The sequence below is a fragment of the Citrobacter sp. U14242 genome (assembly GCF_046555775.1).
Taxonomy (GTDB): domain Bacteria; phylum Pseudomonadota; class Gammaproteobacteria; order Enterobacterales; family Enterobacteriaceae; genus Citrobacter.
Genome location: NZ_JBKGLW010000010.1, coordinates 18,935 through 37,693, shown reverse-complemented (window position 1 = coordinate 37,693; position 18,759 = coordinate 18,935). Strand labels below are relative to the sequence as shown.

Here is an 18,759-nt window from a genome sequence, read left to right as displayed (position 1 = left end):
AACAAAATGCACTATATCCAGCAACCTCAAGCGATTGAGGCCAAAAGTTTCGACATCATTGGCGAGATTATCAGTGAAACTCGCCCGGATTATCAGTTTGCCAGTCCGTTGCATGAAGCCATCATCAAGCGGGTGATCCACACAACCGCGGATTTTGACTGGCTGGACATTCTGTGGTTTTCCAGCGGTGTACTGGAACAGTTTTGCGCTGCATTGAGTCGCCCGAGCGTGATTTATACCGATACCACGATGGCGCTTTCCGGGATCAACAAAACCCTGCTGGCAAAATTCGGTGGCGAATGCCGCTGTTACATCAGCGATCCACGTGTGGTACGGGCAGCAAAAGAACAGGGGATCACTCGTTCAATGGCTGCAGTCGACATTGCCGTGAAGGAAGAGGGCGAAAAACTGTTTGTCTTTGGCAACGCGCCAACCGCGTTGTTCCGACTGTTGGAACATGATGCAGCCGTCAGCGGTGTGGTTGGCGTACCGGTAGGATTTGTTGGCGCGGCGGAGTCGAAAGATGCACTGACACAAAGTCATCTGCCCGCCATTGCCGCATTAGGTCGCAAAGGTGGCAGCAACGTCGCTGCCGCTATCGTCAACGCCATGCTTTATCACATGCAGGGGGCGCGATGAGCGACCAGTCCTTCGATACGCCAGTGTGGCACAACGGTAAAGCGCTGCGTAAAGGGTACACCACGGGATCGTGTGCGACGGCGGCGGCAAAAGTCGCTGCGTTGATGGTGCTGCGCCAGCATCTGATCCATCAGGTTTCCATTGTGACGCCTTCCGGGGTGACGTTATGCCTGAACGTGGAGTCACCGCATATCGAAGGGCAGCAGGCGATTGCCGCCATCCGCAAAGACGGTGGTGATGACGTGGACGCCACGCATGGGATGCTGATCTTTGCCCGCGTGACGTTAGACGATAGCAAAGACATTGTCTTACAGGGCGGTGAGGGTGTTGGTACGGTGACCCGTAAAGGGATTGGTTTGCCGGTGGGCAGTTCGGCGATTAACCGGACACCTCGTCAGACCATTGAGTCCGCAGTACGTGAAGCGATTGGACCAAATCGCGGGGCAAAAATTGAGATTTTTGCGCCTGAAGGTGAAGAAAGGGCGCAAAAAACCTACAACTCGCGCCTGGGGATTCTGGGCGGTATTTCGATCATAGGTACCACGGGCATTGTTACGCCGATGTCGGAAGAGAGCTGGAAACGTTCGTTATCGCTGGAACTGGAGATCAAACGCGCGGCAGGGCTGGATCGCGTAGTGCTGGTACCGGGTAATCACGGCGAACGTTTTGTGCGTGAACAGATGGGGCTCGACACACAGGTTGTGGTCACTATGAGCAACTTTGTCGGTTACATGATTGAAGAAGCGGTGCGCCTGGGATTCCGCCAGATCGTGCTGGTGGGCCATCCCGGCAAACTTATCAAAATCGCGGCAGGGATCTTCCATACCCATAGTCATATTGCGGATGCCCGCATGGAAACGCTGGTCGCTCACCTCGCATTACTTGGCGCGCCGTTGGAACTGCTGACGCTGGTCAGCGACTGTGACACGACCGAAGCTGCGATGGAACATATCGAAGCATACGGTTTTCAACACATTTACAACCATTTGGCGAAGCGTATTTGTATGCGCGTCCTGCAAACCTTGCGTTTTACGAAAAATCCTCCGACCTGCGACGCCATCATGTTCTCTTTTGATAATCAGGTCCTCGGCAGCAATCGTCCGGTCGCGGAGATCGCAGAGGAGATGGAATGTTAACGGTTGTTGGGATGGGGCCCGCTGGGTTGCATTTGATGACGCCAGTGGCGCGCGACGCGGTTGCAATGGCCGATGTGCTGGTCGGTGGCAAGCGACATCTGCAGCAGTTCCCGGATTTTGCCGGTGAACGGTTTGCTCTTGGTGCCAATATTCCGGAGCTATTGAATTGGATCGGCGAACATCAGGAGCGAAATGTGGTGGTACTGGCCTCAGGTGACCCGCTGTTCTACGGCATTGGCACGCGGATGGTGGCGCATTTTGGTATTGAAAATGTGCGCATTATTCCTGGTATTAGCGCCGTTCAGTATCTGTGTGCGCAAGCGGGTATTGATATGAACGACATGTGGCTCACCAGTAGCCATGGTCGCAGTGTCTGTTTTGATGAACTGGCGCGACATAACAAGGTTGCGATGGTGACCGACGCGCTGTGTGGCCCGCGTGAAATTGCGCAGCAGTTGGTTGCCAGAGGCAAAGGACATCGCTGGATGGTGATTGGCGAAAACCTGGCGATGGACAATGAGCGTATCCACTGCCTGCCTGTGAGCAAAATTACAGCCGACTATGACATGAATGCAGTGGTGATCCTCGATGAAAGATGAGCTTTTTCTACGTGGAGAGAACGTGCCGATGACCAAAGAAGCGGTACGTGCACTCGCCCTCTCAAAACTTGAATTACACCGCGCCAGCCATCTGATTGATATCGGCGCGGGAACCGGCAGCGTGTCGATTGAGGCGGCGTTGCAATATCCAGGGCTGCGTATCACGGCGATCGAGCGTAATCCGGATGCGCTCAGATTGCTGGACGAAAACCGTCAGCATTTTGCCTGTGCAAACATCGATATTTTTCCAGGTATCGCGCCGATGACGATTGCGGAAAAAGCCGATGCCATTTTCATGGGCGGTAGCGGCGGCCATCTGACCGATCTGATCGACTGGTCAATGCGTCAGTTACATCCCGCAGGGCGACTGGTGATGACATTTATCCTTCAGGAAAACCTGAACACCGCTCTGGCTCATCTGGACCACCTTGGCATACAGGGTGTGGATTGCCTGCAACTGCAGGTTTCCTCACTTTCCAGGCTGGGTAGTGGTCACTATTTCAAACCGAATAACCCCGTATTTGTTATCGCCTGTCAGAAGGAAGGAACCCATGTCTGAGATTTTTGATCCCCGTAGTGTGTGGTTTGTTGGTGCAGGTCCTGGCGATCGTGAACTGATTACCCTCAAAGGTTACCGGTTGCTCCAGCAGGCACAGGTGGTTATCTATGCCGGATCGCTGATTAACACTGAATTACTGGAGTATTGCCCGGCCGGAGCGGAATGTCATGACAGCGCCGAACTGCATCTGGAGCAGATCCTTGATCTGATGGAAGCGGGTGTGAAAGCCGGTAAAACCGTCGTGCGTCTGCAAACCGGTGACGTTTCTTTGTATGGCTCTGTACGTGAACAAGGCGAAGAGCTGACCAAGCGAGGGATCGACTGGCAGGTGGTGCCTGGCGTTAGTGCGTTCCTGGGCGCGGCGGCAGAGTTGGGCGTCGAGTATACCGTACCGGAAGTGTCGCAGAGTCTAATCATTACCCGTCTGGAAGGTCGCACGCCGGTACCGGAACGTGAACAACTGGAGTCGTTTGCCAGTCACCAGACATCGATGGCGATTTATCTTTCCGTCCAACGCATCCACCGGGTTGCTGAGCGTCTGATTGAAGGCGGTTACCCGGCGGCCACGCCAGTGGCGGTTATCTACAAGGCAACCTGGCCGGAAAGCCAGACCGTGCGCGGTACCCTGGCAGATATTGGCGACAAAGTTCGCGACGCAGGGATCCGTAAAACGGCGCTCATTCTGGTCGGTAACTTCCTGGGCTCGGAGTATCACTACTCCAAACTCTATGCGGCGGATTTTAGCCATGAATACCGTAAAGCCTGAATCACTTGCGCTATTTTGCCTGACCCCCGGCGGCGTTGTGCTTGCTAAACGTCTGGCGGCGATGCTGCCGGTGACCTGTTTCACCAGTGAAAAACTGCTGGAGGAGGGGTTTATTCCTTTCGACAACGGTTTTGCTAACACTGCGCGCGATGCGTTTGCGAATTACTCAGCGCTGATTTTTATCGGTGCAACTGGCATTGCAGTGCGTGTGCTGGCTCCGCTGGTCAACGACAAATTTTGCGATCCGGCTGTGGTGGTCATTGATGAACGTGCCCAGCATGTCATTAGCCTGCTCTCCGGTCATGCGGGGGGGGCTAATGCACTGGCGCGTTATCTGGCGGGGATGTTGGGGGCCGACCCGGTCATTACCACCGCGACGGATGTTAACGATATGGCGGCGCTGGACACACTGGCGTTTCAGTTAAATGCCCGCATGAATGATTTCCGCTCGGCGGTCAAAATTGTTAACCAGATGCTGGTCAGCAACAAACGGGTTGGTCTGTGGTGGGACGACGAACTGGCACAGGACGTCAGCCATTGCGACCGCCGTGGATTTATCACGGTGACCGATCTCAATCAGCTTCCTGAACTGGATGCGCTGATTTGTATTACCTTGCGCAACAATCTGCCTGAGCTGCCAGTTTTGCACTGGAAGCTGGTACCGCAGCGAGTGGTTGCCGGAATTGGCTGTCGTCGGGATACGCCGTTCCCACTGTTAGCCGCGCTGCTGGCACGCCAACTCGAAGCCCAGCGCGTCGACCCGCTGGCGTTAAAAGCCATTGGCAGCATTACGCTGAAAAAAGACGAACAGGGGCTTATCCAGTTGGCCTCCTGTTGCCGCGTGCCTTTCGAAACCTTTACCGCTGACGCGCTGCGTGAGCATGAACACCGTTTTCCAGCCTCATCGTTTGTTCGCAAAACGGTGGGTACAGGAAGCGTTTCCGGTCCTGCAGCCTGGCTGCTGAGCCACGGACAACTGTTAGGCGAGACCCTGCGCGAACAGGGCGTCACGATCACTTTGGGAGTTTCACACTGATGTTAAGCGTAATTGGAATTGGCCCTGGCTCGCAGGCAATGATGACCATGGAAGCCGTTGAAGCTCTCCAGGCGGCAGAAATCATTGTTGGCTATAAAACCTACACCCATCTGGTAAAGGCGTTCACCGGCGATAAGCAGGTGATCAAAACCGGAATGTGTAAAGAGATTGAACGCTGCCAGGCCGCAATTGAACTGGCGCAAGCTGGCCACAACGTGGCGCTGATTAGCAGCGGCGACGCCGGGATTTACGGTATGGCTGGGTTGGTACTTGAGCTGGTCAGCAAGCAAAAACTGGATGTTGAGGTTCGGCTGATCCCAGGGATGACGGCAAGTATTGCCGCCGCATCATTGCTTGGCGCACCGCTGATGCACGATTTTTGCCATATCAGCCTGAGTGACCTGTTAACGCCGTGGCCGGTAATTGAAAAACGCATTATTGCCGCAGGTGAAGCTGACTTCGTTATCTGTTTCTACAACCCGCGCAGTCGCGGTCGTGAAGGACACCTGGCGCGTGCATTTGAACTGCTTTCCGCCAGCAAGAGCGCACAAACACCAGTAGGTATCGTGAAGTCGGCCGGTCGTAAAAAGCAGGAAAAATGGCTGACTACGCTCGGTGATATGGATTTTGAACCGGTGGATATGACCAGTCTGGTGATTGTCGGCAACAAAACCACCTATGTACAGGATGGGCTGATGATTACACCGCGGGGTTATGTGCTGTGAATTACGGTGAAGTGCTGGTTATGGGCGGCACCAGCGATGCACGCATGCTGTGCCAGCAACTTGATGCGGCAAATGTCGCTTACACCCTGTCGGTGGCGACGCCGACAGGTAAGCAACTGGCAGGTGACATCAAAGGTCAGGTTCGCTGCGGGCGTCTGGAGCGCGAACAAATGATTGCCTGGTTGCAGGAAAACCGGACGCGCTGGGTGATTGATGCTTCACATCCTTATGCCGAGGTGGTGAGCCGCAACATCATGAACGCCTGTGAAGCGGCCGGCGTGTTGTTGAGCCGCTATCAGCGACCTGAACAGTTGAGTGATTTAACTCACCCGCATCTGCACACCGTACAGAGTATCCAGCAAGCATGTGAAACAGCTCGTCGTTTTGGCGAACGCGTGTTGCTGACGACCGGCAGTAAAGATTTGGCTATCTGGCGTGCAGGTTTGCCGGAAAAAACGCTGCTGGCACGCGTACTGCCTGTGCCAGAGGTGATTCAACAGTGCGCGGATCTGGGCTTTGGCGTGGGCGAAATCTTCGCGCTGTGTGGGCCGTTTAGCGCCGAGTTCAATGCCGCGTTTTATCGCCAGTGTCGGGCGGATGTGATGATCACCAAAGCGTCAGGCGCGGAAGGGGGTTATCAGGAAAAAGTTCAGCCCTGTCTGGATGCAGGTATTCCCTGCATCGTGATTACACGCCCGGCACCGCTGGTGACGGGAGAAGAGTTACTGGAAAGCCAGGCCGCATTTGGGGCGCGTTTAACGCGCTGGCTGGCCGCTGCTTAAGGAGTAAGAGATGAAAAAGGCGCTTCTGGTGGTCAGCTTTGGCACCAGCTATCACGACACCTGCGAGAAGAATATTGTGGCCTGCGAGCGCGATCTTGCGGCCAGTTGCCCCGACCGCGATCTGTTCAGGGCATTTACCTCCGGGATGATCATCCGCAAGCTCAAGCAGCGGGACGGCATTGAGATCGACACGCCGCTGCAGGCGCTACAAAAGCTGGCGGAGCAGGGGTATCAGGATGTGGCTATTCAGTCGCTGCACATCATTAATGGTGACGAATACGAGAAAATTGTTCGTGAAGTCCAAAGTATGCGCCCGCTGTTTTCACGCCTGACGTTGGGCGTGCCGTTGTTGAGCAGTCACGATGATTACGCACAACTGATGCAGGCGCTGCAACAGCAGATGCCGCAGTTAAGTGAGCGTGAAAAAGTCGTGTTTATGGGCCACGGTGCCAGTCATCACGCCTTTGCTGCTTATGCCTGTCTCGATCACATGATGACAGCGCAGCGCTTCCCGGCTCGTGTAGGTGCAGTAGAAAGCTACCCGGAAGTTGAGGTGCTGATCGAAAGCTTAAGCCAGGAAGGTGTGACGGCGGTTCATCTTATGCCGCTAATGCTGGTTGCCGGCGACCACGCTATCAATGATATGGCCTCTGATGAAGAGGATTCGTGGAAAACGTTGTTTAACGCAGCAGGCATTCCGGCTACGCCATGGCTCAGCGGTCTGGGTGAGAATCCGGCGGTTCGTGCCATGTTCGTCGCGCATTTACAGCAAGCGCTGAGCGTAGCGCTGGAGGAAGCAGCATGAGTGGTAAATTGTATGCACTGAGCACCGGGCCCGGTGCGGCCGATCTGGTAACCGTGCGTGCAGCACGTACCCTTGGGACGCTGGATATTCTCTATGCGCCGGCCGGGCGTAAAGGTGGCGATAGTCTGGCGCTGTCGATCGTGCGTGAATATATCGGTGAGCAAACGGACGTTCGCTGTTGCCATTTCCCGATGAGTGCCGACAGTGCTGAAAAAGAGGCTGTCTGGGATGAGGTCGCCGCTGCGTTGGTACAGGAAGTGAAAGCGGGTAAACAGGTTGGTTTTATTACCCTCGGCGATGCCATGTTATTTAGTACCTGGATCTTTTTACTCCAGCGTATTGGTAATCCAGACTGGTTAGAAATTGTCCCCGGCGTCACCTCGTTTGCCGCAATTGCAGCACGTTCAAAAACGCCGCTTGCCATGGAGCAACAGTCCCTGGCGGTGGTCTCCTGTACCGCGCCGGAAAGTGAAATCCAGCACGCATTAAAACAGCATGACAGCCTGGTGTTGATGAAGGTGTACGGTCGTTTTGCGCGCATTAAAGCGCTGCTGCAACAAGAAGGCTTGCTGGACTGCGCATTGATGATGTCTGAAGCCACGTTGCCAGGTGAACAGTGCTGGCGCCATCTGAATGACGTGAGCGACGATCAACCGCTACCTTATTTCTCAACCATTCTGGTTAATAAACAGTGGGAGTATGCACAATGAAGCTTGAACAACAGCTCAAACAGCTGTCTTTCAGCGGGTTAGCTGCGGCACTATTATTGATGATTGTTCCTGAACAGGCGTTTGCGATGCACATTATGGAAGGCTTTTTGCCACCGATGTGGGCGCTGGCCTGGTGGCTGCTGTTTCTACCTTGCCTGTGGTACGGGTTAGTGCGTCTGCGCCAAATCGTGCAGGAAGATAACCACCAGAAAGTCCTGCTGGCCCTGTGTGGCGCCTTCATTTTTGTCCTGTCGGCGCTAAAAATTCCTTCCGTTACCGGGAGCTGCTCACATCCTACAGGGGTGGGGCTGGCGGTTATCCTGTTCGGGCCGGGGGTGGTGGCTATTCTTGGGGCAATCGTCTTGCTGTTCCAGGCGCTGTTACTGGCCCACGGCGGTTTGACAACGCTTGGCGCTAACGGTATGTCGATGGCGGTAATCGGTCCAGTCGTTGGGTATATGGTGTGGAAGATGGCCTGTCGCGCGGGGTTCCGTCGTGATGTTTGCGTATTCCTGTGCGCGATGCTGGCGGATCTCGTGACCTATTTCGTCACCTCTGTGCAGTTGGGCGTCGCCTTCCCGGATCCCTCTGCGGGGGCGATGGGATCAATTATCAAGTTCATGGGCATTTTCTGTCTGACGCAGGTTCCAATTGCGATCGCAGAGGGGCTGCTAACCGTGATGATTTATGACCAGTTAACCAAACGCCAGTTGATTACCGCACAAGGACATTAACGATGAAAAAGACGCTGATTTTATTAGGGATGGTCGTTGCGCTGGTGGTCCTGCCGTTTTTCATCAACCACGGGGGCGAATACGGCGGTTCAGACGGTGAAGCGGAAAGTCAGATTCAGGCAATCGCGCCACATTATGAGCCGTGGTTCCAGCCATTGTATGAACCTGCAAGCGGCGAAATTGAAAGCCTGCTGTTTACGCTACAGGGTTCGCTGGGAGCTGCCGTGATTTTCTATATCCTGGGTTATACCAAGGGCAGGCAGCGCCGTGATGACCGGGCTTGACAGGCTGAGCTACCAGAGCCGCTGGTTTCATGTCTCACCGCAGCGAAAATTCTTGCTCTGGCTGGTGATGATGATTCTGGCCTTTACTCTGCCCCCACTGGGGCAGGGTATCGAGATGTTGCTGGTAGCGGCGCTCAGTTGCTGGCTGCTGAGGGTTTCTTTCTGGTGCTGGTGTCGTTGGATGGCGTTACCGTTTGGTTTTCTGCTGGTGGGCGTTGTGACGATTCTGTTTAGCGTCAGCCGCGACCCGCATACCTTACTGGTCAGCGTACCCGTGGGCAGTTTCTGGCTGGGGATTACTTCATCGGGCATTCACACGGCCAATGAAACGTTCTGGCGAAGCCTTGCAGCGCTGGCTGCAACGTTCTGGCTGGTGCTGAATTTACCGTTTCCGCAGTTAATTATTCTGCTCAAACGTGCACATGTTCCACGACTGATGACAGAGCTTATTCTGCTGACCTGGCGATTTATTTTTATCCTGTTAGACGAGGCACTTGCCATTCATCGCGCACAAACGCTGCGTTTTGGTTATCGTAGCTTGCCGTTGGGCTATCGCTCTCTGGCGATGCTGGTGGGATTATTGTTTACCCGCGTGTTGATCCGTTATCAGCAAATGACCACCACACTGGATATCAAACTGTATCAGGGTGATTTTCACCTGTAAGGAAAAGTATGCTTGCCACCTCAGCGCTTTGGTTTCGCTACCAGGATGACCCGATTCTCAAAGGGCTAACGCTGGACTTTTCTCAACATGCTGTCACCGGGCTGGTGGGGGCCAATGGTTGCGGGAAGTCCACGCTGTTTATGAACCTGAGCGGTTTACTGCGCCCACAACAGGGGGCGGTGATGTGGCAAGGAAAACCACTGGATTACAGCAAGCGCGGACTGCTGGCGCTACGTCAGCAGGTGGCAACGGTATTTCAGGACCCCGATCAGCAAATCTTTTATACCGACATCGACAGTGACATCGCGTTTAGCCTGCGTAATCTGGGCGTGGACGAAGCTGAAATTGCCCGTCGGGTGGACGATGCCTTGACGTTGGTCGATGCGCAACATTTTCGCCATCAGCCCATTCAGTGTCTCAGCCACGGACAAAAAAAACGCGTGGCGATTGCGGGGGCGCTGGTGCTGCAGGCGCAGTATTTGTTACTGGATGAACCCACCGCCGGTCTCGACCCATCAGGGCGTACGCAGATGATTGAAATTATCAAACGTATTGTGGCGCAAGGAAATCATGTGGTTATTTCCAGCCATGATATTGATCTCATCTATGAAGTCAGCGATGCGGTGTACGTTTTACGTCGCGGAGAAGTGCTGACGCACGGTACGCCGGGTGACGTGTTCGCCCGTACCGATCTTATTGAACAAGCCGGATTAACTCAGCCATGGCTGGTGAAATTGCACACCGAGCTGGGTTTCCCGCTGTGTAAAACAGAGGCTGAATTTTTTAGCTGTATGCGAAAGAACGCACTGAAGGAGGCGTCATGACGCAGGCAATAATGTTGCAGGGAACGGCATCTGATGTTGGCAAAAGCGTACTCGTCGCCGGGCTGTGTCGTATTTTTTATCAGGATGGATTGCGTACCGCGCCGTTCAAATCGCAGAACATGGCGTTGAACTCGGGCATCACGCCGGAGGGAAAGGAGATGGGGCGCGCGCAAATATTTCAGGCTGAGGCGGCAGGGATAACGCCGGATGTGCGCATGAACCCTGTGCTACTTAAACCGACCAGCGATCGTAAAGCTCAGGTCGTGTTGATGGGCAAAGTGGCAACTGATATGGATGCGGTCAGTTACCACGAGTACAAACCGCGGCTGCGTGAACAGATTATTTCAGTTTATAACAGTTTGGCACAGGAGTTCGATGTTGTCGTGCTGGAAGGAGCGGGAAGCCCGGCAGAAATCAACCTGCGCGATCGCGATATCGTGAATATGGGGATGGCGGAGATGGCGCGCTGCCCGGTCGTCCTGGTGGCGGATATCGATCGTGGTGGGGTGTTTGCCTCCATTTACGGCACACTGGCGCTGTTGCACGACCATGAGCGCGCCAGAGTCAAAGGGGTCATCATCAACAAGTTTCGCGGTGATGTGGCGTTGTTGTACTCCGGCATTGAACAAATTGAGGCGCTGACCGGCGTTCCGGTGTTGGGCGTGATGCCATGGCTGGATGTGGACCTCGAAGATGAGGATGGCGTCGCACTGCAAAAAGGGAAGTACGTACGCACGGATAAGCGAGATATTGAGATAGCCGTAGTCCAACTGCCACATATCTCTAACTTTACTGACTTCAACGCGCTTGCTGCTCAACCGGATGTTCGTGTGCGCTATGTGCGCCACCCGGAGGAGCTGGCGGGAGCCGATCTGGTGATTCTGCCGGGCAGTAAAAATACGCTGGGCGATCTGGTCTGGTTACGTGAAAGCGGTATAGCCCACGGCGTGTTGCAATTACACCGTCAGCGTGTACCGGTAATCGGAATTTGCGGTGGCTATCAGATGCTCGGAGACACCATCATTGATGATGTGGAGTCAGGACTCGGCACGCTGCCGGGGCTCGGACTGCTGAATATCGTGACCCATTTTGCCCAACATAAAACGACGACCCAGGTGGCAGGGGTGATGTCTTCCACACTGCCTGACTGGCTGGCGGGTGTGGCGAAGTTATCCGTACGCGGCTATGAAATTCATATGGGTGAAACGCAATTAACAGATGACTGCCAGCCCGTCATGACACTGCATAAAAACGGTGGTGTTATGGCTGACGGTGCGGTGAGCTCTGACGGACTGGTATTGGGTACCTATCTGCACGGTCTGTTTGACAGTGATGAATTCACCCGTGCGTTGGTCAACGGCCTGCGTGAACGCAAAGGGTTAACCGCGCTGGATTCCACCTTCCAATACGCGCAATATAAATCGCAGCAGTTTGATCTGCTGGCGGATGCGATGCGGCAACACATCGATATTGAGAAAATTTATACCATCATGCATCAGCACCGGGAGTCCGTATGATGATTCTGGTGACGGGCGGTGCCCGTAGCGGCAAAAGTCGACATGCGGAAGCGTTGATTGCTGATTCCCCGCAGGTGCTGTATATCGCCACATCGCAGATTTTTGATGAGGAGATGGCAGCACGGATTCAGCACCATCGCGATGGGCGTCCCGCGCACTGGCGTACTGCTGAGCGTTGGCAACATCTTGATGAGCTGATCACGGCGGCGAACAATCCGCATGAGGCGATTTTGCTGGAATGCATCACCACGATGGTGACCAATCTGCTGTTTGCTTTGGGTGGCGATAGCAATCCTGACGGCTGGGATTACGCGGCGATGGAACACGCCATTGAAGAGGAGATCCGTACGCTGATTGAGGCCTGTCAGCGCTGTCCGGCAACGGTCGTTTTAGTGACAAACGAAGTGGGGATGGGGATCGTTCCGGAGAACCGTCTGGCTCGGCATTTTCGCGATATTGCCGGACGTGTTAACCAACGCCTGGCGGCGGCAGCTGATGAGGTCTGGCTGGTGGTATCAGGAATTGGAGTCAAAATTAAATGAGTAAGTTGTTCTGGGCAATGCTCTCTTTTATCAGTCGTTTGCCCGTTCCAACGCGTTGGTCGCAAGGTCTGGATTTCGAGCATTATTCACGCGGCATCGTTATGTTCCCCCTTATAGGTGTTGTACTGGGTGGGCTGACGGGACTGGTCTTTATGGTGCTGCAATCCTGGTGTGGTATTCCTCTGGCCGCCCTGTTTGCTGTGCTGGCACTGGCGCTGCTGACTGGCGGTTTTCACCTTGATGGACTGGCGGATACCTGTGACGGCATTTTTTCTGCACGTCGACGCGAACGGATGCTGGAAATCATGCGCGACAGTCGACTCGGGACCCATGGCGGGCTGGCACTGATCTTTGTGCTACTGGCCAAAGTGTTGGTGGTGAGCGAACTGGCGCTGCGCGGAACACCGATGCTGGCAGCACTGGCTGCAGCCTGCGTCGCTGGGCGGGGTACCGCTGTTTTGCTGATGTATCGACACCGTTATGCCCGCGAAGAAGGGCTGGGAAATGTCTTTATTGGCAAAGTTACCGGACGACAGACATGTGTCACGTTGGGGCTCACGGCGATCCTTGCGGCCGTCCTGCTTCCTGGCATGCGCGGTGTGGCAGCACTGGTCGTTACGTTGGTGGCGATCTTCATTCTTGGGCAGTTATTAAAACGCACGTTAGGTGGGCAAACCGGCGATACGCTGGGTGCGGCCATTGAACTTGGCGAGTTGGTTTTCCTGCTGGCTCTTCTTTGAGTCAGTCAACATACTGGAACCCTTATGCAGACTTTATCCTCTTTACTTCACGCGATCCCTTCACCCGATAGCGCTGCAATGCTGCGCGCGCAGCAACATATTGATGGCCTGCTTAAGCCGCCGGGAAGTCTTGGGCGACTCGAATCTCTCGCTGTGCAACTGGCCGGTATGCCAGGCCTGAAAGGCGTGCCACATGTTGGGGGGAAAGCGATGCTGGTGATGTGCGCCGACCACGGCGTGTGGGATGAAGGTGTTGCTGTTTCGCCTAAGATCGTTACGGCGATTCAGGCGGACAATATGACGCGCGGAACGACCGGCGTCTGCGTGTTGGCCGCTCAGGCTGGCGCAAAGGTGCATGTGATTGATGTGGGAATTGACGCCGAACTCATTCCTGGCGTAGTGAACATGCGCGTAGCGCGCGGTTGCGGCAATATTGCGCAAGGGCCGGCAATGCGTCGCTCACAGGCCGAAGAGCTACTGCTGGAAGTGATTCGGTATACCCGAGAGCTGGCGAATGATGGTGTCACGTTGTTTGGCGTCGGTGAGCTTGGCATGGCAAACACCACTCCTGCGGCGGCGATTGTCAGTGTGTTAACCGGTAGCGATGCAGAGGATGTGGTGGGTATTGGTGCTAACCTTCCGCTCTCGAGGGTAGGAAATAAGGTCGATGTTGTTCGCCGGGCCATTGCCGTCAACCAGCCGGACAGCCGTGATGGTATTGATGTGCTGGCAAAAGTGGGTGGGTTTGATCTTGTCGGTATGGCGGGGGTGATGTTGGGGGCGGCGTCTTGTGGTCTGCCGGTCATCCTGGATGGTTTTCTGTCTTATTCAGCGGCACTGGCTGCTTGTCAGATAGCGCCGGAGATTAAACCTTATCTGATCCCGTCGCATTTCTCCGCCGAGAAGGGCGCTCGTACTGCACTGGCGCACCTGGAACTGGAGCCGTATCTCAACATGGGAATGCGTTTAGGCGAAGGCAGTGGTGCCGCGCTGGCGATGCCCATTGTTGAAGCAGCCTGCGCGATGTATAGCAATATGGGGCAGTTAGCTGCCAGTAATATTGTATTACCGGATGGCAAAGAAGCGTAGCCGCTCACGACCCCGCTTTATGGCGGGGCTTTTTATGTGCATTCTCGTCGTAACCCCCTAAAACAGATAAAAAAGCTATACTTAACGGATATCTGTTGCGACGAAGGAAAGGAAAAAGATGCGTCGTGTAAAACTGCTGTGTGCTCTTGTTATGCTGCTCGCGAGTCAGGGATCGCAGGCGGTGAGCTACCCCTTGCCTCCTGAGGGCAGCCGCCTGGTCGGAAGCCCTCTGACGATAACGATTCCCGCTGGTAACACGCAGCCCCTGGAGGCTTTTGCCGCACAGTATGGACAGGGATTGAGCAATATGCTCGAAGCCAATCCTGGTGTGGATGTATTTCTGCCGAAGCCGGGCTCCACACTGGTGGTGCCACAACAATTGATATTGCCTGATACCATACGCGAAGGCATCGTTATCAACGTCGCAGAAATGCGGCTGTATTATTACCCTGAGGGTGCTAATACGGTAGAGGTGTTACCTATTGGTATTGGGCAGGCCGGGAGGGAAACTCCGCGCAACTGGGTCACGGCGGTCGAACGTAAACAGGAAGCACCAAGCTGGACGCCCACGGCAAATACCCGACGGGAGTATGCTGCTCGTGGGGAAAGCTTACCGGCATTTGTGCCTGCCGGGCCAGACAATCCGATGGGACTGTACGCGATCTATATCGGCAGGTTGTACGCCATTCATGGTACTAACGCCAACTTCGGTATTGGGTTACGCGTGAGCCAGGGCTGCATCCGTCTGCGTAATGACGACATCAAATACCTGTTTGATACTGTGCCGGTTGGCACGCGTGTTCAGATTATTGACCGACCGGTAAAATTCAGCACTGAGCCAGACGGTAGCCATTGGGTTGAAGTTCATGAACCGCTGTCCCGCAATCGCTCCGAATATGAATCTGACAGAAAGGTTCCGCTGCCCGTCACCCCCGTTTTGCGTACATTTATCAGCGGGAATGACGTGGATGTAAATCGTGGGAATCAGGCACTGGAACGCCGTTCCGGGATGCCGGTAAATATCAGTCTGATGCAGACACATTAGCGATGTCACTACGCGGCTCTTTCTTAGCCCTGGCTATGGTGGGCCGCCTTTTTAACCTGATACTGACCCATTTTCACAAAACCGATATGGTCCGCCATCAACTGAGCTTCGTGCTCGCTGTGGGTAACCAACAGAGCGGTCTGGCCGGCAGCCCGTAAAATATCCCGAACCTCATTACCAAGGCGCTCGCGTGTGCGCTTATCCAGGCTGGAGAAGGGCTCATCCAGCAGTAAAATTTCTGGGTGTGGTGCCAGCGCGCGGGCTAATGCGATGCGCTGCTGCTGCCCGCCAGAAAGCTCATGAGGGTAATGGTTAGCATGACTGTGCAATTCCACCATTTTCAACAGCTCCGTCACTCTGGCCTGTTGCGCTTCACGTGGCATACGCCGTAAACCGAAGGCAACGTTTTGCTGTGCTGTCAGATGGGGAAATAAGGCGTATTCCTGAAAGACCATGCCGACATGACGTTTTTCCGGCGGCAAATGAACGCCGGGGCCAGCGATACGCCGCTCTGAGACATAGATCTCTCCACACTGCAGTCGTTCAAAACCGGCAACTGCACGCAATACCGTTGTTTTCCCACAGCCTGAAGCGCCAAGCAGGCAGGCAATCTCCCCTTTGCGTACCGACATTGAGAATCCGTTCAGAACCGGTTGCAGGCTGTTGCCGTAGGCAACGTGCACGTCCTGGAGTCGTAATGCGATTTCTGACATTGTTGCTCTCTTAACCACGGCGAGTCATCTGGTGACGCACCAACAATATAACGGGCAGTGTACCTGCTAAAACAATCAGGAGCGCGGCGATTGCGCCTTCTTCATAGGTTCCACGGGCGGCTTCTGCATACAGCAGGGTGGCCAGCGTTTCGAAATTTACCGGGCGCAGCAGCAGCGTTGTTGGCAGCTCTTTCATCGCATCGGCAAACACCAGCAATGCGCTGCTCACTAATGCCGGACGCAGTAACGGAAAATGAACGCGGGCAAATGTTCCGGCACCGTTTTCGCCGAGCAGGCGTGAAGCCTGTTCGAGTGACGGCGGGATGCGCCCCAGACCGGAGTCCAGCGCACCGATGGCAATTGCCTGGAAGCGCATCGCGCAGCAAATGACCAACAAAATACCAGCAGACATCAGCGGTAACCCACGAATATCGAGTAAGTCGGCCAGCCAACGATCGACAGCCATCGCTGGAGGCAAAAAACCAATCGCCAGAATCGTTCCGGGAACGGCATAGCCGAGGGAGGCCAGACGCATCACGCCACGACGAAAGCCTGGCATCGCGTTGTCTGCAGCGCTATGGCGTGCGCTCCAGGCCACCAGCAAGCTGACGCAAATCACCACCAGCGTGGTGCCTGCTGCCAGCAAGAGCGTATTTTGTAATGCTGAAAGCAACGAGGCAGACAGTGGGCTCGTGTCCCCTAAGCGTTTGGCACTTTCCCACATCAAAAAGAGAACCGGGGCCACAAAGCCCAATATAACGGGTAGCGAAATGACCGCGCCGAGTAGCCAGCCACGCCAGCCGTGCACACGAGTGGGTTGGATTTCCCGCAGGCTGCGGCTGCTGAATCCTTGCTTTCTGCGCCCGTAAAATTCCAGCGTCAGAATGAAGAAGATAAACATCAGCATCATGCAGGCGATTTGTGCGGCGGCGGATAAATCAGAACGAGAGATCCATGTGGTGTAGACGGTAACGGTTAACGTTTGTACGCCGAGGAATTCCGATGCACCAATATCGTTGAGCGTTTCCAGAAGTGCCAGGCTGATGCCGACAGCCAGTGCCGGGCGCGCCATCGGCAGGGCGACACGGAAGAACGTCCCGGCAGCACTGCATCCCAGTGTACGGGCAGCCTCCAGTAAATGGGCCGGCTGACTGATAAAGGTGGCTCGGGTCGTCAGATAGACGTAAGGATAGAGCACTAAACCGAGCAAAATAATCGCTCCGGAAAGCGAACGCAAATCCGGTAGCCGGAACTGTCGTGGACTGTCAAAGCCCAGCAGGAAGCGGATAAAGGTTTGCAGAGGGCCGATCGGATGCAGCAGATCGAGCCAGGCAAAGGCGACGATGTAGGTTGGCATCGCCAGCGGCAGCAGCAACGCCCAACTGAGGATCTTACGGCCAGGAAAGTCCCATGCTGTGACGGCCCAGGCGCTGCCTACGCCAATCACGCCCACCAACACGGCAACACCGGCTAACAGCAGCACGGTGTTTTTTAATGCTGCAGGTAGCACAAACGTAATGAGATTGTCCCAGTGCGATAAATCCGACTGGGTAGCTTGCCAGATAAGTGCAATGATGGGAGTCAGGACGCCAAGCGCAATGCAAAGTGCCCCAAGGTGCAACGGCGTTAATAATGACTGCGGCCCGGAAATCAGGCCGCGTAACGTCGGAAACTGCAGAAGTTTATTGATCGAATCCAACTTTATCTACCAGCAGACTTGCTTGTTTACGGTATTTCACGATTTCGGTTAACGGAATTTTATCGACGTCGATCTCACCAATTGTGGCGTTGATCACTGGGTCGAGAGTGACACCTTTCAATACCGGGTATTCGAAGTTCGCTTTCGCGTACTGCTGCTGGGCAGGTGCGGAAACCAGATATTCCATCAGCTTAACGGCATCGGCTTTATTGGGGGCATAGCGTGCTACTGCAGCGCCGCTGATATTGACGTGCGTGCCGCCATTTTCAAAGGTTGGCTTGACGACTTTAATTGCATCGCCCCATTGGCGTGCATCGCTGCCTTCTTTGGCGTTTTTCATATGGCCGACGTAATAGGAGTTCGCCAGGCCAATATCGCAAATACCCCCGAGGATATCGCGGGCAACGTCACGGTCGCCGCCAGTCGCTTTACGTGCCAGATTCGCTTTCACGCCACGCAGCCATTCTTCCGTTTTTGCTTCGCCGTGATGCGCGATCATGGCGGCAATCAATGCCGTGTTATACGGGTGTTGTCCGGCACGGATGCAGACTTTACCTTTGTACTCAGGGTTGGCGAGTTGCTCGTAATGCCAGTTATCGATTGGCATTGACTTCTCGGCGTACAACACACGCGCACGCATTGACAGCGCAAACCACTGGTTATCTGCACCGCGGAGATTGGCCGGAATAGCCGCTTTCAGTGCTTCTGACTCTACGGGTTGTGTCACACCCGCTTCGACTAAATCAATAAGGTTCCCGGCGTCAACGGTCATCAGCAGGTCGGCAGGGGAGTTTTTACCTTCCGCTTTAACACGCTCAAGCATGCCGTCCTTGATATAGACCGTGCTGACTTTTATACCGCTGGCTTTAGTCCAGCTATCAAGCAGGGGCTGAATCAGGCCCGGTTCACGAGTGGTATACAGCGTTAACGTATCCTGGGCGAAAGCCGGCAGGCTGACAGAGAGGACCAGAGCAGAAGCAAGCGTGATACGGCGCAGTCCAGCGCGAGGCAGAGCATTCATCGTTTATATCCCGGCGTAATTGGAACGTACAGTGACCCGAGCAGGGGCTCATTTTTTGCCTGCGTACAATAAATGATAATCACTAGCAATTACAATCATTGCAAAGTGTAAACAATTTGCATTTACATAA

22 protein-coding genes are annotated in these 18,759 nt (G+C 54.7%); 19 read left to right on the top strand and 3 right to left on the bottom strand.

From position 1 onward, the window contains the following. Window positions 1-6: 6 nt before the first annotated feature. The 19 genes from ACLJXE_RS17205 (at window position 7) to ldtA (ending at window position 15,196) form a co-directional block, all read left to right on the top strand. Window positions 7-639 carry a cobalt-precorrin-8 methylmutase gene (locus ACLJXE_RS17205; protein ID WP_286628069.1) on the top strand — a complete coding sequence of 211 codons (633 nt, stop codon included), beginning with the start codon at window positions 7-9 and terminating at the stop codon, window positions 637-639. Then, entirely contained in the window at window positions 636-1,775 is a 1,140-nt protein-coding gene (gene cbiD, locus ACLJXE_RS17200) for a cobalt-precorrin-5B (C(1))-methyltransferase CbiD (RefSeq protein ID WP_286628068.1), read from the top strand. Before ACLJXE_RS17205 ends, cbiD begins: the two co-directional genes overlap by 4 nt. Further along, complete coding sequence (locus tag ACLJXE_RS17195; protein ID WP_286628067.1) at window positions 1,769-2,374, top strand: cobalt-precorrin-7 (C(5))-methyltransferase; 606 nt, start codon at window positions 1,769-1,771, stop codon at window positions 2,372-2,374. Before cbiD ends, ACLJXE_RS17195 begins: the two co-directional genes overlap by 7 nt. Next, window positions 2,364-2,933 (top strand): decarboxylating cobalt-precorrin-6B (C(15))-methyltransferase, encoded by a 570-nt coding sequence (locus ACLJXE_RS17190; RefSeq protein WP_410751493.1) that lies wholly within the window; start codon window positions 2,364-2,366, stop codon window positions 2,931-2,933. The genes ACLJXE_RS17195 and ACLJXE_RS17190 overlap by 11 nt, the downstream gene beginning before the upstream one ends. Beyond that, entirely contained in the window at window positions 2,926-3,699 is a 774-nt protein-coding gene (locus ACLJXE_RS17185; protein ID WP_005123046.1) for a cobalt-precorrin-4 methyltransferase, read from the top strand. The genes ACLJXE_RS17190 and ACLJXE_RS17185 overlap by 8 nt, the downstream gene beginning before the upstream one ends. Further along, window positions 3,680-4,735: a cobalt-precorrin 5A hydrolase gene (cbiG, locus tag ACLJXE_RS17180; protein ID WP_410751492.1), complete on the top strand. Its 1,056-nt coding sequence runs from the start codon at window positions 3,680-3,682 to the stop codon at window positions 4,733-4,735. The genes ACLJXE_RS17185 and cbiG overlap by 20 nt, the downstream gene beginning before the upstream one ends. Further along, the gene (locus ACLJXE_RS17175) at window positions 4,735-5,460 is read left to right on the top strand and encodes a precorrin-3B C(17)-methyltransferase (RefSeq protein ID WP_048211983.1); all 726 of its coding nucleotides are present in this window, start codon (window positions 4,735-4,737) and stop codon (window positions 5,458-5,460) included. The genes cbiG and ACLJXE_RS17175 overlap by 1 nt, the downstream gene beginning before the upstream one ends. Next, window positions 5,457-6,242 (top strand): cobalt-precorrin-6A reductase, encoded by a 786-nt coding sequence (locus tag ACLJXE_RS17170; protein ID WP_286628064.1) that lies wholly within the window; start codon window positions 5,457-5,459, stop codon window positions 6,240-6,242. Before ACLJXE_RS17175 ends, ACLJXE_RS17170 begins: the two co-directional genes overlap by 4 nt. A gap of 10 nt (window positions 6,243-6,252) precedes the next feature. Next, window positions 6,253-7,047 (top strand): sirohydrochlorin cobaltochelatase, encoded by a 795-nt coding sequence (gene cbiK / locus ACLJXE_RS17165; RefSeq protein WP_410751491.1) that lies wholly within the window; start codon window positions 6,253-6,255, stop codon window positions 7,045-7,047. Further along, a complete protein-coding gene (locus tag ACLJXE_RS17160; protein WP_410751490.1) occupies window positions 7,044-7,757 on the top strand; it encodes a cobalt-factor II C(20)-methyltransferase in 714 nt (237 codons plus the stop codon). Before cbiK ends, ACLJXE_RS17160 begins: the two co-directional genes overlap by 4 nt. Next, a complete protein-coding gene (gene cbiM, locus ACLJXE_RS17155) occupies window positions 7,754-8,491 on the top strand; it encodes a cobalt ECF transporter S component CbiM (RefSeq protein ID WP_271441833.1) in 738 nt (245 codons plus the stop codon). The genes ACLJXE_RS17160 and cbiM overlap by 4 nt, the downstream gene beginning before the upstream one ends. Before the next feature lie 2 nt (window positions 8,492-8,493). Beyond that, the gene (locus ACLJXE_RS17150) at window positions 8,494-8,775 is read left to right on the top strand and encodes an energy-coupling factor ABC transporter substrate-binding protein (protein WP_137382353.1); all 282 of its coding nucleotides are present in this window, start codon (window positions 8,494-8,496) and stop codon (window positions 8,773-8,775) included. Continuing rightward, window positions 8,762-9,439: an energy-coupling factor ABC transporter transmembrane protein gene (locus ACLJXE_RS17145; protein WP_410751603.1), complete on the top strand. Its 678-nt coding sequence runs from the start codon at window positions 8,762-8,764 to the stop codon at window positions 9,437-9,439. Before ACLJXE_RS17150 ends, ACLJXE_RS17145 begins: the two co-directional genes overlap by 14 nt. 8 nt (window positions 9,440-9,447) lie before the next feature. Next, the gene (locus tag ACLJXE_RS17140) at window positions 9,448-10,263 is read left to right on the top strand and encodes an energy-coupling factor ABC transporter ATP-binding protein (protein ID WP_005123032.1); all 816 of its coding nucleotides are present in this window, start codon (window positions 9,448-9,450) and stop codon (window positions 10,261-10,263) included. Next, entirely contained in the window at window positions 10,260-11,780 is a 1,521-nt protein-coding gene (locus ACLJXE_RS17135; RefSeq protein ID WP_286628061.1) for a cobyric acid synthase, read from the top strand. Before ACLJXE_RS17140 ends, ACLJXE_RS17135 begins: the two co-directional genes overlap by 4 nt. Beyond that, window positions 11,777-12,322, top strand: coding sequence for a bifunctional adenosylcobinamide kinase/adenosylcobinamide-phosphate guanylyltransferase (gene cobU / locus ACLJXE_RS17130; RefSeq protein WP_410751489.1), 546 nt, complete (start codon window positions 11,777-11,779; stop codon window positions 12,320-12,322). Before ACLJXE_RS17135 ends, cobU begins: the two co-directional genes overlap by 4 nt. Next, on the top strand, window positions 12,319-13,062 hold the full coding sequence (gene cobS, locus ACLJXE_RS17125) for an adenosylcobinamide-GDP ribazoletransferase (RefSeq protein WP_286628059.1): 744 nt from the start codon (window positions 12,319-12,321) through the stop codon (window positions 13,060-13,062). The genes cobU and cobS overlap by 4 nt, the downstream gene beginning before the upstream one ends. Before the next feature lie 24 nt (window positions 13,063-13,086). After that, window positions 13,087-14,151 (top strand): nicotinate-nucleotide--dimethylbenzimidazole phosphoribosyltransferase, encoded by a 1,065-nt coding sequence (gene cobT / locus ACLJXE_RS17120; RefSeq protein ID WP_410751488.1) that lies wholly within the window; start codon window positions 13,087-13,089, stop codon window positions 14,149-14,151. 118 nt (window positions 14,152-14,269) lie between these two features. Beyond that, on the top strand, window positions 14,270-15,196 hold the full coding sequence (gene ldtA / locus ACLJXE_RS17115) for a L,D-transpeptidase (protein WP_286628057.1): 927 nt from the start codon (window positions 14,270-14,272) through the stop codon (window positions 15,194-15,196). A gap of 23 nt (window positions 15,197-15,219) precedes the next feature. Here the strand turns inward: ldtA and ACLJXE_RS17110 are convergent, their stop codons facing one another. From ACLJXE_RS17110 to ACLJXE_RS17100, 3 genes are read right to left on the bottom strand one after another with little or no spacing between them, the layout of a single operon-like run. Next, entirely contained in the window at window positions 15,220-15,909 is a 690-nt protein-coding gene (locus tag ACLJXE_RS17110) for an ABC transporter ATP-binding protein (protein ID WP_410751487.1), read from the bottom strand. A 10-nt stretch (window positions 15,910-15,919) separates the two neighbouring features. Continuing rightward, window positions 15,920-17,608, bottom strand: a complete 1,689-nt coding sequence (locus ACLJXE_RS17105) for an ABC transporter permease (RefSeq protein WP_410751486.1) — start codon at window positions 17,606-17,608, stop codon at window positions 15,920-15,922. Beyond that, the gene (locus ACLJXE_RS17100) at window positions 17,592-18,629 is read right to left on the bottom strand and encodes an extracellular solute-binding protein (RefSeq protein ID WP_410751485.1); all 1,038 of its coding nucleotides are present in this window, start codon (window positions 18,627-18,629) and stop codon (window positions 17,592-17,594) included. Before ACLJXE_RS17100 ends, ACLJXE_RS17105 begins: the two co-directional genes overlap by 17 nt. Window positions 18,630-18,759 lie beyond the last annotated feature (130 nt).

Excerpts from the sequence above, each read along its gene's own strand:
- ACLJXE_RS17110 (WP_410751487.1), bottom strand. The coding sequence starts at position 15,909 with ATGTCAGAAATCGCATTACGACTCCAGGACGTGCACGTTGCCTACGGC.
- ACLJXE_RS17205 (WP_286628069.1), top strand. The coding sequence starts at position 7 with ATGCACTATATCCAGCAACCTCAAGCGATTGAGGCCAAAAGTTTCGAC.
- cbiM (WP_271441833.1), top strand. The coding sequence starts at position 7,754 with ATGAAGCTTGAACAACAGCTCAAACAGCTGTCTTTCAGCGGGTTAGCT.
- cobU (WP_410751489.1), top strand. The coding sequence starts at position 11,777 with ATGATGATTCTGGTGACGGGCGGTGCCCGTAGCGGCAAAAGTCGACAT.
- ACLJXE_RS17160 (WP_410751490.1), top strand. The coding sequence starts at position 7,044 with ATGAGTGGTAAATTGTATGCACTGAGCACCGGGCCCGGTGCGGCCGAT.
- ACLJXE_RS17150 (WP_137382353.1), top strand. The coding sequence starts at position 8,494 with ATGAAAAAGACGCTGATTTTATTAGGGATGGTCGTTGCGCTGGTGGTC.
- ACLJXE_RS17185 (WP_005123046.1), top strand. The coding sequence starts at position 2,926 with ATGTCTGAGATTTTTGATCCCCGTAGTGTGTGGTTTGTTGGTGCAGGT.
- ACLJXE_RS17145 (WP_410751603.1), top strand. The coding sequence starts at position 8,762 with ATGACCGGGCTTGACAGGCTGAGCTACCAGAGCCGCTGGTTTCATGTC.
- ACLJXE_RS17190 (WP_410751493.1), top strand. The coding sequence starts at position 2,364 with ATGAAAGATGAGCTTTTTCTACGTGGAGAGAACGTGCCGATGACCAAA.
- ACLJXE_RS17135 (WP_286628061.1), top strand. The coding sequence starts at position 10,260 with ATGACGCAGGCAATAATGTTGCAGGGAACGGCATCTGATGTTGGCAAA.
- ACLJXE_RS17100 (WP_410751485.1), bottom strand. The coding sequence starts at position 18,629 with ATGAATGCTCTGCCTCGCGCTGGACTGCGCCGTATCACGCTTGCTTCT.
- cobT (WP_410751488.1), top strand. The coding sequence starts at position 13,087 with ATGCAGACTTTATCCTCTTTACTTCACGCGATCCCTTCACCCGATAGC.
- cbiK (WP_410751491.1), top strand. The coding sequence starts at position 6,253 with ATGAAAAAGGCGCTTCTGGTGGTCAGCTTTGGCACCAGCTATCACGAC.
- ACLJXE_RS17195 (WP_286628067.1), top strand. The coding sequence starts at position 1,769 with ATGTTAACGGTTGTTGGGATGGGGCCCGCTGGGTTGCATTTGATGACG.
- ACLJXE_RS17175 (WP_048211983.1), top strand. The coding sequence starts at position 4,735 with ATGTTAAGCGTAATTGGAATTGGCCCTGGCTCGCAGGCAATGATGACC.
- cbiG (WP_410751492.1), top strand. The coding sequence starts at position 3,680 with ATGAATACCGTAAAGCCTGAATCACTTGCGCTATTTTGCCTGACCCCC.
- ldtA (WP_286628057.1), top strand. The coding sequence starts at position 14,270 with ATGCGTCGTGTAAAACTGCTGTGTGCTCTTGTTATGCTGCTCGCGAGT.
- cobS (WP_286628059.1), top strand. The coding sequence starts at position 12,319 with ATGAGTAAGTTGTTCTGGGCAATGCTCTCTTTTATCAGTCGTTTGCCC.
- ACLJXE_RS17140 (WP_005123032.1), top strand. The coding sequence starts at position 9,448 with ATGCTTGCCACCTCAGCGCTTTGGTTTCGCTACCAGGATGACCCGATT.
- cbiD (WP_286628068.1), top strand. The coding sequence starts at position 636 with ATGAGCGACCAGTCCTTCGATACGCCAGTGTGGCACAACGGTAAAGCG.